Raw genomic sequence first — 16,470 nt, forward strand, 5'->3', positions numbered from 1 at the left:
AGGAGACAAACGATGTTAAAAGCGGCCGGACTGGCGAAAAAGATGGGGCAACGCTGGGTGTTGAAAGAGATTTCTTTTCAAGTCAAACCAGGAGAAATGTTGGGCATCATCGGTCCGAACGGAAGCGGAAAGAGCACATTGCTGCGCCTTCTCACCGGGGAGGATGCTCCCGATGCCGGCAAGGTTTGGTTGGATGATAAACCGCTTGAATCGTATCCGCTCAAAGAAAGAGCCAAAAAATGGGCGGTATTGACGCAGGAACAGGTTTCGGATCTTTCATTCACGGCTGAAGAAGTTGTTTTGATGGGACGTTATCCCTACCGCCGCCGCTTTTTCGGACAGACCGGGGAAGACCGGCGGGTGGTGGACCGGATCATGCGGGAAACGCAGGTTTACCCGGTCAGACACCGTCCGGTTTCTGAATTGAGCGGAGGGGAACGGCAACGGGTATCCATCGCCCGGGTGATGTCGCAGGAGCCCCGGTTGCTGATATTGGATGAACCAACCACTTATTTGGACATTCATTATCAACTTGCGGTGCTGGACCGGCTGAAAAACTGGCAAAAGACGTACGGATTGACAGTGATTGTGGTCCTGCATGATTTAAACCTGGCCGCCCAATATTGCGATGCACTGCTGGTGCTGAAAGACGGAAAGCTGGTAAGAACCGGAACGGCGTGGGAGGTGATCGAGCCCGGCCTCGTTGAAGAAGTATATGGTGTCAAGCCGGTTGTCATTGATCATCCGACCCTCCATGTTCCGCAAATTCTTTTAACATCCGCCAGGGGTGTTGATCAGGAGGAGATATCATGAAAATTTACACCCGTAAGGGAGATGAAGGAAAAACCAGTGTGATCGGCGGACGTGTGGATAAAGATGACATCCGCGTGGAAGCCTATGGAACCGTAGATGAGCTGAATGCGTTTGTCGGTGATGCCATCACCCGGTTGGATGACGAAAAGTTTTCCGATCTGATCCGGCATTTGACCGAAATTCAACATGAATTGTTTGATGCCGGAGCCGACCTGGCACAGGCGGGGGAAAAGCGGCAATATAAGGTGAATGCGGAGATGGTCCGTCGCCTTGAAAACTGGATTGATCATTATGAGGAAGAGTGCCCGGCGTTAAAACGGTTTATTTTGCCGGGTGGAACCCGGGGAGCCGCCGCTTTGCACATTTGCCGCGTGCTGGCGCGCCGTGCTGAACGCATGGTGGTGACGTTGTGCCGTGAACAAGAGACCAATGAGGAAGTCCGCCGCTACTTAAACCGTTTGTCCGACTTTTTCTTTGTCGCGGCAAGGGTGGCCAATGTGAGGGAAAATGTGGCGGATGTGGAATATAAAAGAGGCGGCCAAGTGTTCAAATAATTTTATTCAGGATAGAATAAGAAATAATGATGTCCACATAAGGAGGGCTGAAATTGGCACTGAAAATGTACTGGTATCCGAAATGCGGGACGTGCCGTAAGGCCAAGAAATTTTTGGAGGAACACGGCGTGCGTTTCACCGAGCAAAACATCGTCGAAAACCCTCCTTCCCGGGATGAATTGGCACAGTTTGTTTCCAAAAGCGGACTGCCCGTCAAAAAGTTTTTCAATACCAGCGGCAAGAAATACCGTGAACTTGGATTGTCCAAAAAGCTGAAAGAGATGAGTGAAGAAGAGCAGTTGGATCTTTTGGCATCGGACGGGATGCTGATCAAGCGCCCGGTCATTACCGACGGGAACCAGGTCACGGTTGGTTTTAAAGAAGAAGAGTTCAAAGAAAAATGGCTGTAATGTTTCATTCGGTCTTAAAAAAGTTTACGGGCAAGCAAGCCGGAAGGCCTGACAATGTGTCGGGCCTTTATTCATACGGAACGGGAGGAATGGCACATGGTTCTGCGGTTGCGGACGGCATTGCCGGACATCGGCGGCGTCACGGAATGGGTGAATCAAGAGGTTTCAAACGACGAGCTCACGGGACAACCCGTGCTGGTTCATTTCTGGTCCGTCAGTTGCGAGTTGTGCAAAATGGGGTTTAAAGAATTGAACAAACTGCGGGAAGAACATCCGCATGTGGAATTTATAGGTATTCATGTCCCGCGTTCGGAAAAAGATACAGATGTAGACGCGGTGAAAGAAACTATCGTAAAATATGAATTGAAACATCCTCAAGGGATCGATAACAAGCATGCTGTTGTGGATGCCTTTGAGAATGAGTATGTACCGGCATTTTACTTATTCGATGCCAAAGGTCAATTAAGACACCGTTTCGCCGGCGCCAAGGCATTGTCCATGTTAAAGCGCCCGCTGGAACGGATGTCGGGAGAAATTCAATAACGGAGGGAATCGAACAATGAACGTGCCAAAAGAACTGCGGTATTCCAAAGAACATGAATGGGTGGAAACTTTGGAAGACAACAAAGTTCGCATCGGGATTACGGACTTTGCCCAAAACCAGTTAGGAGACATTGTTTTTGTGGAATTGCCTGAGGCAGGACAGGAACTGGCTGCCGAAGAATCGTTTGGCAGTGTCGAATCCGTGAAAACGGTTTCGGAACTTTATGCTCCGGTCAGCGGAAAAGTTCTTGAGGTTAACAGCGGACTGGAAGATTCGCCGGAAAATGTGAATGAATCCCCTTATGGAGACGGTTGGATGATCGTGTTGGAAATGTCCGATCCCTCCGAACTGGAGAAATTGTTGGATGCAAGCCAATATGAAGCGATGGTCAGTGAAGAAGACTGATTCTTAATGTGCCGTCACGGCCTGATTTGTCCTCCTGAAGGAAAATCTCGGTGAAAAAGAGATTTTTTACAGGAGGATATTTTTGTGCTTTCCGGCGGCCCGGGCGGCCCCTTCCCCGGATCAGGAGATTTTTAAAAGTGAAGATTTTCGGTGAACAGAAAAAATTGTCATGTTTTTTCTTTGTATAAATATGTTTGGATAATAGTGATTTGTGATAAAATATATAAAAGACGCCTTATCCTTTATAAAACCGAATCGCACCAGGATATGTCGCCGATCATGAGTGGGACAGGGGGGATCGCAGATGAGTTATTGTTGTGGCGCATCAACCATCGGATTTATCGGATCGTATCGTTCAGAGTCCGTCATGGTTCATAAGGTGCCACTGATGTACTGTCCGGTTTGCCATGACGTTCAAGTTCATCCATCGGTGAGAGAAGAGTTCGAGCTAGTGGTGGAGTACGCTCGGGAAGATCGCGTAAGAGAAGTCACCCTCCGAGATACCATTACCCCCGAAATGATCGCTGAATGGAAAGAATATGGCGTAAGTTTTCAAGAGTCTGAAGACTTTGAACCCATCTTGCGCGAACAAATTGATCATTCACTTGACTTGTTGAGAGTATCAAAAGTATTAAATGATAAAGAGTGGGGCGAAGAATTGAAGCATCGTCTCCACGTGTTAAGCGATCAGCTGAAAGAGCTCGAAGAGCAGAAAGAAGAAAGCAAATAAGAAATCCAGCCTAGGTCGTGAATGCGATCTAGGCTTTTTTATTGGAAAAGGAAGGAGCTTTTTGCAAATAAGTCCGGATTTGATTGAGCAAAAGATTGATGGCCACCTGATTGTGCCCTCCTTCAGGAATGATGATGTCGGCATAACGTTTGCTCGGTTCGATGAATTGCATGTGCATCGGACGCACAACGGTCAGATACTGGTTGATCACCGAATCCAGATCTCTTCCTCTTTCTTTGATGTCGCGGTCAATTCTTCTTAAAATCCGGACATCCGCATCCGTGTCAACAAAAATTTTGATATCCATCAGATTGCGCAAACGTTCATCTTCCAAAATCAAAATGCCTTCCAAGATGATGACATCTTTGGGCTCGAGATGTACGGATTCTTTTGCCCGGGTGTGCCGTGCATAATCATAAACGGGTTTTTGAACCGGTTGGTAGGTTTTCAGCTGAAGGAGATGTTGATACAACAAATCGTTGTCAAAGGCCAAAGGATGGTCGTAATTGGTTTTGATGCGTTCTTCAAAAGGCAAATGGGATTGATCTTTATAATAAGAATCTTGTTCCAGATAAACCACGGATTCCGAAAACTGTTCCACCAGTTTTTTGGCAATGGTCGTTTTGCCTGAACCGGTTCCTCCTGCAACACCGATAATGACAGGTTTTGTTGACATGACTGAGCTTCCTTTCTTTCGTCCAAGCTTCACCTTTGCTGATCATACCAATAGATTACATTGATTTCAACAGATAACAGGATGTCAAAAAATATAAAATAAGCGTTTTTGTTAATAAAAAAACAGCTCTTGAAAAATAAGAGCTGTTTTTAAAAGAAAAGTTCAGAGCCGGGGGCCGGCGTTACGAATTTTATCCTTGATATTTTTAAATTTCGCGAAATGGGTGTGGAACCGACGGGACAATTCCCGTGCTTTTTCGTCATAAGCTTTTGGATCGTCCCAAGTGTTGCGCGGATTCAATATTTCATCCGGGACGTTCGGGCAGGTTTTGGGCATGGACAAACCAAAAATGGGATCCGTTTCATAATCCGCTTTTTTCAGTTCCCCGGAAATGGCGGCACGGACCATGGCGCGCGTATATTTCAAATCCATGCGTTTGCCGGTTCCATAAGGCCCGCCGGTCCAGCCGGTGTTGACCAAGTAAACATCGACTTGGTGTTTGTCAATTTTTTCGCCCAACATTTCCGCGTAAACCGATGCTGGGCGGGGCAGGAACGGAGCGCCGAAACATGTGGAAAAAGTGGCTTCCGGCTCCGTGACTCCCCGCTCGGTTCCGGCCAGCTTGCTCGTATAGCCGGACAAGAAATGATACATGGCTTGCTCCGGCGTCAACTTGGAAATCGGGGGCAATACTCCAAAAGCATCCGCCGTTAAAAAGAGAATGACTTTCGGGTGTCCGGCGATCCCCGGAATGACTGATCCAGAAATATGATGAATGGGATAAGCGGCGCGTGTGTTTTCGGTTAACGAAGCGTCCTCGTAATCGGGAACCCCGTCTTGATCCACCACGACATTTTCCAGAACGGAGCCAAAGCGGATGGCACGGTAGATTTGCGGCTCTTTTTCTTCGGTAAGGCCGATGCATTTGGCGTAGCAACCGCCTTCCATGTTAAACACCCCTTGGTCGGACCAGCCGTGCTCGTCATCTCCGATCAACGAGCGTTCAGGGTCTGCGGACAACGTTGTTTTTCCGGTTCCCGACAGTCCGAAAAAGAGGGCCACGTCTCCTTCCTTCCCGATGTTTGCAGAGCAATGCATCGGCAGCACACCATGTTCCGGCAGCAAGTAATTCATGACACTGAATATGGATTTTTTCATTTCCCCTGCATAACGGGTTCCGGCAATGATCACCATTTTGTGCTCAAAGCTGACGGCAATCACCGTTTCGGACCGGGTTCCGTCCGATTTCGGATCGGCTTTGAAGTCCGGGGCACAAACCACGGTGAATTCCGGCTCGTGCGTTTCCAGTTCTTCTTTTGAAGGGCGAATAAAAAGCTGATGTACGAACAGGTTTTGCCAGGCATACTCATTGATGACCCGGATCGCAAGGCGGTAAGCGGGGTCTGCGCCGGCAAAACCGTCAAAAATGTAGAGTTCTTTTTCTGCCAGATAGGTTTGTAACCGTTTTAATAAACGTTCAAACTTCTCCGGTTCCATGGGTTGATTGACGCTTCCCCAGTCGATGTGTCCATCGACGGAAGGTTCCTGAACGATGAATTTGTCTTTGGGTGAACGTCCGGTAAAAGCCCCTGTGGTTGCGCAAATGGCGCCGGATTCTGTCAAAACGGCTTCTTTTCTCAAGATGGCGTGTTCCACCAATTGGCTGACAGGGAGGTTGATGTGCAATTTTCCCCCGAGGTGAAGAGAAGGTTCATTTTTCGTCGGGATAACCATGCTCATATTTACATCCACCTTTTAATGAGATTCCGAATCGATTGTGATATATTAAATCACCGATTAGTATAACATAATTATCCGGATAAGGTGAATAGGATCATTTATTTTTTTGGTAAGGAACAAAAAAAGAAGAACCCGGTACAGGGGTTCTCCTTTTTTGAGAAGGATTCGGCTGGGAATGGTTTATTTTGAATGATGATTGTTTTCGTTTTTCAAATGGGTTTTGGTTGCTTCCCGAACCACCCGGATCGCTTTTCTTTCTTCCGCCTGATCTTTCTTTGCCTTTTCCTCAATGATTTTCACGTCATTCACCGAATGATGCACAAAAGTAGCCTCCCAACAATAAAGTTTGCGCGGCACGGGTTTTTCATGGAGGATGTTGCCGCTTCATCCCCGCCTCAGGTCTGTCCAACAGAATCAGAAAGGGATTATACAATCACATATCCTTTCAAATTCCCTTATAAGAAAAATATTAAACTAAGAAACAGGTGGGAAATCAAGTGCATATTTTGCCATGGTTTTGTGTATATTTTAAAGGCAAAGGTTTGGATCTGTGGAGACAAGGAGATAAATAAAACAAGCGCATCATCGGGTGCGAAGACATTTTTACCCATTGACTTTTACGAAAATAAATGGTACTTTTGTACAGAATTAATTACACTTCGGGAGTGTTATAATGAGCGTGTTAAAGGAAGGGGCCGTCGTAGAAGGGGAAGTGGTTACCACCAAACCGTTCGGCGCATTTGTCAAACTGGAATCCGGAGAAACGGGTTTGGTTCACATTTCTCAAATCTCGACAAAATATGTGGAAAAAGTTGAAGATGAGTTGCAAGTAGGTGCAAAAGTTAAAGCGAAAGTGCTTTCTATTGATCCTTCAGGAAAAATCTCCTTGTCAATAAAAGCGCTCCAGGCGGATCGTCCGCGTGATCGAAGAGGAGGACGGTCCGGTCGAAGAAGTTCGACGGACTTCGAAGACATGATGAAGAAATGGATGAAAAGCAGCGAAGAACGACTGAGTGCCCTTGCAGCCAAGCAAAGAAAAAACCGATAATGTTTCATAAATCAGCAATCAAACATCTTCCAGGAAGCCGGGAAGATGTTTTTATTATAAAAAGACGGATCGCCGGAGCGGGGATCCGTCTTTTTATGACCGTTTTTCGATCATCAGCAATGAAGGGGACCGGTCCCGGTTGATCATCTGTTGCCACATGACTTGAAAAGAACGGGGGGACAAGCCGGAAGCCCACTCAATGACGTGACCGGCTTCTTCTTGTCCGCCCGGATGGCCGGTGTACAGAGCTGCAATCAGCAGTCCGCCGGATGTTAAAAATTGGAGGGCCTGTTGCATGGCTCGGACGGTGGTGTCGGGACGGGTGATGATCGTTTTGTCCCCGTGCGGGAGATAGCCCAGATTAAACATCACGACTTGGACCTTTCCCAAGAGTTTTTCCGGCAACACTTCGTGCATTTGATCATGGCTTTTTTGGAACAATGTGACTTGACGATGTGCATTTTCCGCCAAGAGACGCCGGTGGGTCTTTTGGATGGCTTGTTCTTGAATGTCAAAGCCGAAGACTTGTCCGTCCGGTCCGACTTGCCTGGCCAAAAACAAGGTGTCATGGCCGTTTCCCGTTGTGGCATCGATGGCCGTCCCGCCGGGAGTTAATGCTTCGGACGCCCATTGGTGGGCACTTTGCAAGATGGATGGAAGAATCATGCTTTTCCTCCTGACATGGATGTGGAAGGCGTCAGCGGCTTGCGCGGTTTGGCTTTTTTTCCCTGCCATGCGTTGCGCTTTTTCAATTCGGCGTCAATGGCATTGAGCACGCTCCATTTGTTGGTGCTCCACATCGGGTCGATCAATAAGTCCGGGGGCCCGTCGCCCGTCAACCGGTGAATGACGATGTCGGGTGGGAGAAGTTCCAGGGAATCGGCGATCAAACTTATATATTGATCTTTTTCCAAAAACCGGATGAGCCCGGCTTCATATTGCTTCGCCATCGGCGTGTTTTTTAATACATGCAGCAAATGGATTTTGATCCCTTGGATATCCATGTCAGCGCAAGCTTTGACGGTTTCCAGCATCATTTCTTCGGTTTCGCCCGGCAGGCCGTGAATGATATGGGCACAGACACGGATTCCGTGTTTCCTCAGTTTATCCACGGCCTCCAGAAAACAGGCGAAGTCATGTCCGCGGTTGATCCTTTTGGCCGTTTCATCATGGATGGTTTGCAATCCCAACTCCACCCACAAATAAGACCGTTCGTTGAGTTCTTTCAGATACTCCACCACATCATCCGGCAGGCAGTCCGGCCGTGTTGCGATGTTTAAGCCGACAACGCCCGGTTGTTCCAAAATGATTTCATACATATTTTTCAATGTTTCCACGGGGGCATAGGTGTTGGTGAAAGCTTGAAAATAGCCAAGGTATTTGGCTTCCGGCCATTTTTGATGCATCCGCGTTTTGACTTCGTGAAATTGTTTTAATAAATTATCACGCCGGTTTCCGGCAAAATCCCCGGAGCCGCGTGCACTGCAAAACGTGCATCCGCCGACGGCCACGGTTCCGTCCCGGTTGGGACAAGTAAATCCGCCGTCCAACGCCACCTTAAACACTTTTTGCCCAAAAACCCGGCGCAAATGGTGATTCCATGTGTGATATCGTTTTTCTCCCCAACGGGAAGGGGTTTTGCATTTATTGTTTTTCATGGTATCATCCTTGTGTTTTGTCTGCTGTCAAATTCCATTGACCATTATACATGATTTGGTTCAGGATGGTTAAGGGATGGTTGGTTGGGGTAAGAAATGATTTGTCAGCATCGGGAAGGAGTGGGGAACATGGTTCAAATGATTGCAACAGATATGGATGGAACATTATTGAATCACGAAGGGAAGATCAGTCCGGAAAATCAAAAGGCGTTGCGTTTGGCCCGGGAAAAAGGGATTTTGGTGGTCATTGCAACCGGGCGTTCGTACCAAGGCGCCGTCACGGTTCTCGAGGAAGCCGGCCTCCGATTGCCTTTGATCCATTTGAACGGCGCTTGCATCCGGTCGGAAAAAGGGATGATTCTCCGGGAGATTTCTCTGGATGTAAATCAAGTCCGGAAGCTGCATGAAGCCTTCCGGGCAGCGGGGATTTATCATGAGCTGTACACCTCCGGCGGGATTTACTGCAATCGCGACGGATTTCAAAATCTAAAAGGAGAGCTGGACCGGCTTCAAATCGATCGTTCGAAGGTTCAGGACTGGATTCGGGATTTGGCCAAAAAACAATTTCGCACGACGGAAATTTGCGATCGGTATTATGAAGATGTGATGGAGGAAGCGAAATCCCCCGTCTTTAAAGTCCTGGCTTTTTCGTTGATGGAAGAAAAACTGGCCGAAGCGCGCGAAAAAGCAAAATCGGTTGCCGGGGTTTGTGTGACCAGCTCGAACGGGCAAAATATCGAAATCAATCATCCCGAAGCGCAAAAAGGGATCGCAGTGGAGTTTTTCGCCCGGCTGCATGGGATTCCGATGGAACGAGTCATGGTCCTGGGCGATCAATTCAATGATCTTTCCATGATGAAACGGGCCGGCGTCAGTGTGGCGATGGGAAATGCGGAGGAAGAAGTGAAAAAAGCCTGCCGTTATGTCACACGCACCAATGATGAACACGGGGTGGCCTACGCGATTCAAACCTGGGCCGGCATTGAAGCGGTGGTATAGAGGGGGAAAACTCTTTGTGGGCCGGAATACGGTCTCATAAAGAGTTTTTTTGCTATAATAAGAACGAGAACGCTTTAGGGGGCATTGACAATTGGAAGATCCTGACAGTTGGTGGGTGCTTGGAGTCGTTCTTTTATTGGTGCTGTTTAATTCCGTTTTTGTTGCAGCAGAGCTTATGGTGCGTCATACGCCGGCAAAGAAGAGGCTGGAAATGTCGTTGAAAAGGTTGGATATCCACCAATATGTTTCTGCCGCGCAACTCGGGATGACGGTATCCTCTCTCGGTTTGGGATGGATGGGCGGATCTTTTTTGTTTCAATGGATGGAATCCGGGCTGAACCGTTTCGGCCTGTCAGACGGAGCCGTTCAGATCATTGCTTTTTTCTTGGTTTTTTTGTTGTTGACATTGTTGCATGCGGTTTTTGGCGAGATCTTGCCGAAGCTTTTTGCTCTTTCCAAACCGGAAAATTTAATGTGCTTTTTGACGCCTTGGGTGCTTGGCTGTTACCATGTATTTCGTCCGGTTGTCCAAATTTTGCGGCAATTGACCGTTTTCCTCTCGCGGAAACTGGGAATGGATGCAGGCAAGCAAAGGGTTCCATCGGAAAAAGAGATCCGGCAATCGCTGGAGCAAAGCTATCAACACGGGGTGATTGATCAAACCGCTTTTGCTCTGGTGGATAATGTCTTTGCATTGGTTGACCGTGTCGTGAGGGAAGTGATGGTTCCCCGGGTGGAAATGGTCTGCCTGTATAAAGGGCAATCGAAACAGGAGATGTTTCAGACGATCCGGCAGTCAAGCCACATGTGGTTTCCTTATTGCGGGAAAGACAAAGATGAGATTCTCGGCGTGATCCACATCAAAGACGTGTTTGAAAAGATGAGGGAAGGCGATGACTTTTCCGTCAGGGATTTGGTTCGTCCGGCGATGTTTGTGCCCGAGACGATGGAGCTCAAAGCCATGCTTCGCCTTTTTCGGCAGGAAAACATCAGACTGGCGGTGGTCATCGACGAATTTGGTGGAACCTCCGGACTGGTCACGATGGAAGACATCATGAATATGATGCTGAAAGAGATTCCCCGTCCGTTGCCTGAAGAAAGGCAACCGCTGTCCGGTTCAATCAAGATGGAGATCGATCCGGGATGGTTGATCGACGAGGTGAATCAGGTTTTTCATTGTCATATTCAGGACGATCACAATGACACCATCGGCGGATGGCTTTTCTCCCGGTTGGAGAAAGCGCCTGAAGTCGGAGACCAAGTCGCCTTTTCCCATTTGTTGTTTCGGGTGAAGCAAGTGGATCATTTGCGGATTAGTAAAATAGAAGTGTCACTTCATAAAAGGCATGCATGGATACCGGAAGCAGAGCGGACCGGGGAGATTCGTTTTTCGGAACCGGTCAAATGGGAAAATGTCATGCCGCAATTTTCGGAACACTGAAAGGCCTGGACAAATTTCCAGGCCTTTTGGTGTTGTTTTTGTATGTATATCTGACGGTCTGAGATGAATTGCTGTGATTTCTGTTCTGAGTCAAGAGGTTTGGCTGATGGGCGGGTCCGCTTCCAAAAAAGCGCACATGAAACGTCACCTCTTCGTTTAAAAATTTAATGGATTATTATTCAGAGAATCAAAAACCTTTCTATAGAATGTACCATTTTTTAATTTAATTATAAAGGGATTTATTTCTTGAATATTTAATATCATCAATTGTTTTTTGATGAACATGAAATGCATCCGGGAACATGCATGGAGCGTGTTTGTGGATGGGTAAGATAAGGAAAGTACAAAATGATGCTCTTGAGCGATTGACAAATTTGCTGTGAGTTGTATTATTGAGGAAAGGCCATTTGTTTCAAAGCAAAAAAGTTAATAAAATCAATTGCTTTCCCTTGATTATTTTTGTTGTTATAAAACAGAATAAAAAAATGGGTGTAACAGTGAAACGCTTTCACTGATTGGTTTTTTGAGACTAATTCAAAGAGGTGAATGAATCATGGCAAAAACAAAACAAGCTGCCGTCTTTGGCAAAGCGGAAGTCAGCCTGAAACCGTTAGAGCCGTTTGCCATCCTTTCTCCGGAAGGGGAAGTGATCAATGAAGAACACATGCCGGAGTTAAGCGATGAACAGTTGAGAGAATTAATGAGAAGAATGGTCTTTACCCGTACATGGGATCAGCGTGCGGTCAGCCTCGCCCGCCAAGGACGCCTGGGGTTCTACGCGCCGGTTTCCGGGCAGGAAGCCACGATGATTGGAAGCGAATACGCTTTGAATAAAGATGATTTTATTTTGCCGGGTTACCGGGATATCCCGCAAATTTACTGGCATGGCTATCCGATGTACCAAGGGTTCCTGTGGTCCCGCGGCCATCAGCACGGCGGGGAAATTCCGGAAGATGTGCACGTCCTGGTTCCCCAAATCATTATCGGGGCGCAATATGTGCAAACATCCGGTGTGGCCATGGCGTTTAAACGCCGCGGGGAAAAACGCGTTGCCATCACCTTCACCGGTGACGGAGGAAGTTCCCAAGGGGATTTCTATGAAGCAATGAACTTTGCCGGCGCTTATCAATTGCCCGCCATTTTTGTCGTGCAAAATAACGGTTATGCAATCTCCACACCGTTCCGCAAACAAACAGCGGCAAAATCCGTCGCACAAAAAGGGGTCGCTGCCGGTATTCGCAGCGTGCAAGTGGACGGAATGGACGTCCTGGCCGTGTACCGTGTGGTGAAAGATGCCGCCGACCGTGCCCGCAACGGTGAAGGACCGACCTTGATCGAGGCCATCAACTACCGTCTCGGAGCGCACTCCATGTCCGGTGACGATCCGTCCCGTTACCGTCCGGAAGATGAACCGGGACAATATGAAAAAATCGAGCCGTTGGTTCGTTTCCGCAAATACTTGCAATCTAAAGGACTGTGGACGGAAGAAGACGAAAACCAAGTGATTGAGGAAGCAAAACAAACCGTTTCCGAAGAAATTAAAAAAGCGGATAAATATGAGAAAATGACCATTTCTGGTTTGATTGACTCCATGTTTGAAGTCACGCCTCCGAACCTTGAAAGACAAAAAGCGGAATATACAAAGGAGGGGAAATAAGCCATGCCACAAATGACAATGGTAAAAGCAATTAATGATGCACTTCGTGTCGAGTTAAAACGGGACCCGAACGTACTCTTGTTTGGGGAAGACGTGGGGAAAAACGGCGGTGTGTTCCGTGTCAGTGACGGATTGCAAAAAGAATTCGGGGAAGATCGCGTCTTTGATACACCGCTTGCCGAATCCGGAATCGGCGGTTTGGCAGTCGGTCTTGCCAGCCAAGGATTCCGTCCGGTTGCTGAAATCCAATTTATCGGTTTTATCTTTGAAGCCATGGATTCGATTTGTGTACAAGCTCCCCGCTTGCGTTACCGGACCGGCGGCCGTTTTCATGCCCCGATCGTGTTCCGCGCACCGCTTGGCGGAGGAGTAAAACCGCCGGAACTTCACGGGGATCCGTTGGAAGGATTGCTCACCCAAACACCAGGGTTGAAAGTGGTTATGCCTTCCAATCCGTATGATGCCAAAGGATTGATGATTTCGGCCATTCGGGACAATGACCCGGTATTCTTCCTGGAACACTTGAAACTTTACTTCTCGCAAAAAGCAGACGTTCCGGAAGGGGAATACACCGTTCCGATCGGTAAAGCCAACGTGGTTCGGGAAGGTTCCGATGTCACGGTGATCACGTACGGTGCCATGGTTCATACATCCTTGAAAGCGGCAGAGCAACTGGAAAAAGAACGCGGAACCAAAGTGGAAGTGATCGATCTTCGCACGCTCAGCCCGCTGGATACCGAAACCATCATCCAATCGGTGGAAAAAACGGGACGTGCCGTGGTGGTACAGGAAGCTCAAAGATCTTCCGGAATTGCGGCAGAAGTGATTGCTCAAATCAATGAACATGCCATCTTGAAACTGGAAGCACCGGTCAAACGGATTGCTCCTCCGGATACCGTCATCGCATTCCCGATGATCGAAGACCAGTGGATTCCGGATGTCAAACGCGTGGTGGAAGGAATTACCGAAGTACTCGACTTCTGATTGTAAAAAAGTGTGCCGGAAAGACACATACCGATGGATGCGGTGGTTTCGACATCACCGCGTCCTTTCTTAAACATGAAAACAGAAAAGGAGGCTATTTTCGTGGCAGCATATCAATTTAAACTGCCGGATGTGGGCGAAGGAATTCATGAAGGCGAAATCGTGACACTGCACGCCAAAGAAGGAGACACCATCCAGGAATTTGACATTTTTGCCGAAGTGCAAACTGATAAAGCCGTTGTGGAAATCCCCTCTCCGGTATCGGGGACGATCAAAGAGATCAAAGTCAAAGAAGGGGATGTGGTGCTCGTCGACTCGGTTATTGCCATCATCGATGCAGAAGGAGATTTCGAAGAAGCAGAGGTGGCAGAAGAAGACGCGGCTGAAGAGACGGCAGCACCGGCTCAGGAAGCCAAGGAAGAGAAAAAAGCGGCTCCGGAGCAAGCCGGCAACAAACGGAATGTATCGGCGATGCCGTCTGTCCGCAAATTGGCGCGTGAGTTGGGAGTCGACATCACCCAGGTAACCGGAACCGGAAAACATGGCCGGATTTTGGCCGAAGACGTCAGACGGTTTGCAGAAGGCGGGCAAGCTGAAGCGGCAGCCCAACCGGAAACGCAACCGGTTCAAGGGAAAACCGTGGAGCCAAAAACACCGGTGGAAACCAGAGGGGACGAAGAACGCATTCCGCTGCGCGGCATCCGTCGCACCATCGCCAAACGCATGGTGGAAAGCAAACATACCGCTCCTCATGTCACCTTGATGGACGAAATCGATGCAACGGAATTGATGGCCATCCGCAAGTGGGGAAAAGAAGTGGCGCAAGAACGCGGAATCAAATTGACCTACCTGCCGTTCATGATCAAAGCGGCCATCGCTGCATTGCGTGAGTTCCCGGAACTGAATGCGTCCATCGATGAAGAAAGAGAAGAGATTGTCATCAAAAAATACTATAACATCGGTCTGGCCACCGCGACCGACCATGGTTTGATGGTGCCGGTCATTGAAGATGCCGATCGCAAATCGCTTTTCGAACTCGCTCAGGAAATCACCGAAAAAGCAACCAAAGCACGTGAAATGAAACTGGATCCCAGCGAATTGAAAGGCAGCACCTTTACCATTTCCAACCTCGGCGGATACGGGGCTCAATTCTTCACCCCGATCATCAACTATCCGGAGGTGGCCATCCTGGGCGTCGGAACCATCCAGGAAAAACCGGTGGTTCGTGACGGAGAGATTGTCATCCGCCCGCAAATGTTTGCATCTTTGAGCTTTGACCATCGTCTGGTGGATGGCGATTTGGCTGCACAATTTATGCGTCGGTTCAAACAGTTGATGGAAAATCCAAAACTCTTAATGATGGAGATGAGCTGATATGGTAGTGGGAGATCTTGCACAAGAAGTCGATGTTCTGGTGATCGGAGCCGGTCCGGGTGGATATGTGGCAGCCATTCGTGCCGCACAACTGGGACGCAAAGTGACCATTGTCGATAAAGATGCTTTGGGCGGCGTGTGCTTGAACCGTGGTTGTATTCCGTCTAAAGCTTTGATCACCGCTTCTGAACGTTTCTTGTCCATCAAAGAAGCGGATCAGATGGGGATCGAAGTTTCAGGGGATGTCAATGTGAACATGCCGGAACTCATGAAATGGAAAGACGGCGTTGTGAAAAAGTTGACCGGCGGTGTGAAATCGCTGTTGCAAGGAAACAAAGTGGAGATCATCAGCGGAGAAGCATACTTTAACGGCACCGATTCGGTCCGGGTTGTGACGGACGATTCCAGCCAGACTTATAAATTTAACGATGTGATTATTGCAACGGGATCCCGTCCGGCTGAACTTCCGATTCTCCGGTTTGATGGAAAACGGATCCTTTCCTCCACCGAAGCGCTGCAATTGCAAGAAGTTCCCGGACGCTTGGTGGTTGTGGGCGGCGGTTACATTGGTCTGGAATTGGGTACCGCTTATGCGAAACTGGGTGCAGAAGTCACCATTTTGGAAGGAGCCAAATCCATTCTCCCCGGAAGCGATCCGGCATTGACAAAAATGGTGATGCGCCGCTTGAAACAACTGGGCGTCAACGTTATGACGGAAGCCATGGTTCAAGGTGGCGAAAACAAAGGCGAAGAAGTGGAAATCAAAGCCACGGTCGGCGGGGAAGAAAAAACATTTACCGCAGACTATTGCCTGGTTGCGGTCGGTCGGAAACCGAACACCGACGAATTGGGATTGGAATACGCTCAAGTGGAACTGGATGAACGCGGCTTTATTAAAATCGACAATCAATGCCGCACCAATGTGGATCACATCTATGCCATCGGAGATTGCGCCGGAGGTGCACTGTTGGCCCACAAAGCCAGCTACGAAGGAAAAGTGGCTGCGGAAGCCATTGCTGGAATGAACAGCGTCATTGACTATCAAGCCATGCCGTTTGTTGTCTTCTCCGATCCGGAAATTGCTTACACCGGCCTGACGGAAGAAGAAGCCAAAGAACAAGGCTATGATCCGGTGGTCAGCCGCTTTGCCTTCCAGGCAAACGGACGCGCTTTGTCGATGAATCAGGCTGACGGTTTCGTCAAAATCGTCGCCGACTCCGAAACCAAACAGGTTTTGGGCGTTCAAATTGTTGGTCCGGAAGCCTCCACATTAATCGGAGAAGCCGTTTTTGCCGTGGAAATGGGTGCCAACGCAGAAGATCTTTCTTTGACGATTCATGCGCATCCGACCTTGACCGAAACAATCATGGAAGCGGCCGAAGGCGTCTTGGGCCACGCCATCCATATGGTGAACCGGTAAGCTTTTCGGACCCGGTG

General features: G+C 48.5%; 18 protein-coding genes. 13 read left to right on the forward strand and 5 right to left on the reverse strand.

Annotated features, from left to right (window positions below; genetic code table 11):
- Positions 1-12: 12 nt before the first annotated feature.
- From ATH33_RS12380 to ATH33_RS12405, 6 genes are all read left to right on the forward strand, one after another.
- On the forward strand, positions 13-813 hold the full coding sequence (locus tag ATH33_RS12380; protein ID WP_037992984.1) for a heme ABC transporter ATP-binding protein: 801 nt from the start codon (positions 13-15) through the stop codon (positions 811-813).
- Positions 810-1,367 carry a cob(I)yrinic acid a,c-diamide adenosyltransferase gene (locus ATH33_RS12385; protein WP_037992983.1) on the forward strand — a complete coding sequence of 186 codons (558 nt, stop codon included), beginning with the start codon at positions 810-812 and terminating at the stop codon, positions 1,365-1,367. Before ATH33_RS12380 ends, ATH33_RS12385 begins: the two co-directional genes overlap by 4 nt.
- Positions 1,368-1,420: 53 nt before the next feature.
- Positions 1,421-1,777, forward strand: coding sequence for an arsenate reductase family protein (locus tag ATH33_RS12390; RefSeq protein WP_037992981.1), 357 nt, complete (start codon positions 1,421-1,423; stop codon positions 1,775-1,777).
- A 96-nt stretch (positions 1,778-1,873) separates the two neighbouring features.
- Entirely contained in the window at positions 1,874-2,320 is a 447-nt protein-coding gene (locus ATH33_RS12395; RefSeq protein ID WP_231564551.1) for a TlpA family protein disulfide reductase, read from the forward strand.
- Between the two features lie 16 nt (positions 2,321-2,336).
- Positions 2,337-2,726: a glycine cleavage system protein GcvH gene (gene gcvH / locus ATH33_RS12400; RefSeq protein WP_037992979.1), complete on the forward strand. Its 390-nt coding sequence runs from the start codon at positions 2,337-2,339 to the stop codon at positions 2,724-2,726.
- 304 nt (positions 2,727-3,030) lie between these two features.
- Positions 3,031-3,456 (forward strand): hypothetical protein, encoded by a 426-nt coding sequence (locus ATH33_RS12405; RefSeq protein ID WP_037992978.1) that lies wholly within the window; start codon positions 3,031-3,033, stop codon positions 3,454-3,456.
- Positions 3,457-3,484: 28 nt separating this feature from the next.
- Here ATH33_RS12405 and udk read toward each other — a convergent pair whose 3' ends face one another.
- From udk to ATH33_RS13650, 3 genes are all read right to left on the reverse strand, one after another.
- On the reverse strand, positions 3,485-4,165 hold the full coding sequence (gene udk, locus ATH33_RS12410) for a uridine kinase (RefSeq protein WP_329605873.1): 681 nt from the start codon (positions 4,163-4,165) through the stop codon (positions 3,485-3,487).
- 129 nt (positions 4,166-4,294) lie between these two features.
- Positions 4,295-5,872, reverse strand: coding sequence for a phosphoenolpyruvate carboxykinase (ATP) (gene pckA, locus ATH33_RS12415; protein WP_037992975.1), 1,578 nt, complete (start codon positions 5,870-5,872; stop codon positions 4,295-4,297).
- A gap of 180 nt (positions 5,873-6,052) precedes the next feature.
- On the reverse strand, positions 6,053-6,193 hold the full coding sequence (locus ATH33_RS13650) for a hypothetical protein (protein ID WP_156097692.1): 141 nt from the start codon (positions 6,191-6,193) through the stop codon (positions 6,053-6,055).
- Between the two features lie 352 nt (positions 6,194-6,545).
- Between ATH33_RS13650 and ATH33_RS12420 the strand changes: the two genes are divergently transcribed.
- A complete protein-coding gene (locus tag ATH33_RS12420; RefSeq protein WP_037992972.1) occupies positions 6,546-6,920 on the forward strand; it encodes a S1 RNA-binding domain-containing protein in 375 nt (124 codons plus the stop codon).
- Between the two features lie 93 nt (positions 6,921-7,013).
- On the opposite strand, the gene mnmM is transcribed toward ATH33_RS12420, so the two are convergent.
- Positions 7,014-7,586, reverse strand: a complete 573-nt coding sequence (mnmM, locus tag ATH33_RS12425) for a tRNA 5-(aminomethyl)-2-thiouridylate-methyltransferase MnmM (protein ID WP_037992970.1) — start codon at positions 7,584-7,586, stop codon at positions 7,014-7,016.
- Complete coding sequence (gene mnmL / locus ATH33_RS12430; protein WP_121874478.1) at positions 7,583-8,578, reverse strand: tRNA modification radical SAM protein MnmL/YtqA; 996 nt, start codon at positions 8,576-8,578, stop codon at positions 7,583-7,585. Before mnmL ends, mnmM begins: the two co-directional genes overlap by 4 nt.
- 129 nt (positions 8,579-8,707) lie before the next feature.
- Here mnmL and ATH33_RS12435 point away from each other — a divergent pair, with 129 nt between their 5' ends.
- From ATH33_RS12435 to lpdA, 6 genes are all read left to right on the forward strand, one after another.
- Entirely contained in the window at positions 8,708-9,577 is an 870-nt protein-coding gene (locus ATH33_RS12435) for a Cof-type HAD-IIB family hydrolase (protein ID WP_037992968.1), read from the forward strand.
- 91 nt (positions 9,578-9,668) lie between these two features.
- Positions 9,669-11,018: a hemolysin family protein gene (locus tag ATH33_RS12440; RefSeq protein WP_121874479.1), complete on the forward strand. Its 1,350-nt coding sequence runs from the start codon at positions 9,669-9,671 to the stop codon at positions 11,016-11,018.
- Between the two features lie 553 nt (positions 11,019-11,571).
- On the forward strand, positions 11,572-12,675 hold the full coding sequence (gene pdhA, locus ATH33_RS12445; protein ID WP_037992965.1) for a pyruvate dehydrogenase (acetyl-transferring) E1 component subunit alpha: 1,104 nt from the start codon (positions 11,572-11,574) through the stop codon (positions 12,673-12,675).
- Positions 12,676-12,678: 3 nt separating this feature from the next.
- Positions 12,679-13,659 carry an alpha-ketoacid dehydrogenase subunit beta gene (locus ATH33_RS12450; RefSeq protein ID WP_037992963.1) on the forward strand — a complete coding sequence of 327 codons (981 nt, stop codon included), beginning with the start codon at positions 12,679-12,681 and terminating at the stop codon, positions 13,657-13,659.
- Positions 13,660-13,761: 102 nt separating this feature from the next.
- Positions 13,762-15,033 (forward strand): dihydrolipoamide acetyltransferase family protein, encoded by a 1,272-nt coding sequence (locus tag ATH33_RS12455; RefSeq protein WP_062843293.1) that lies wholly within the window; start codon positions 13,762-13,764, stop codon positions 15,031-15,033.
- A 1-nt stretch (position 15,034) separates the two neighbouring features.
- Positions 15,035-16,453, forward strand: coding sequence for a dihydrolipoyl dehydrogenase (gene lpdA, locus ATH33_RS12460; protein WP_037992959.1), 1,419 nt, complete (start codon positions 15,035-15,037; stop codon positions 16,451-16,453).
- Positions 16,454-16,470: the final 17 nt, after the last annotated feature.

Origin of the sequence: Thermoactinomyces vulgaris, from assembly GCF_003688725.1 — a bacterium.
GTDB classification, from domain to species: Bacteria; Bacillota; Bacilli; order Thermoactinomycetales; family Thermoactinomycetaceae; genus Thermoactinomyces; species Thermoactinomyces vulgaris.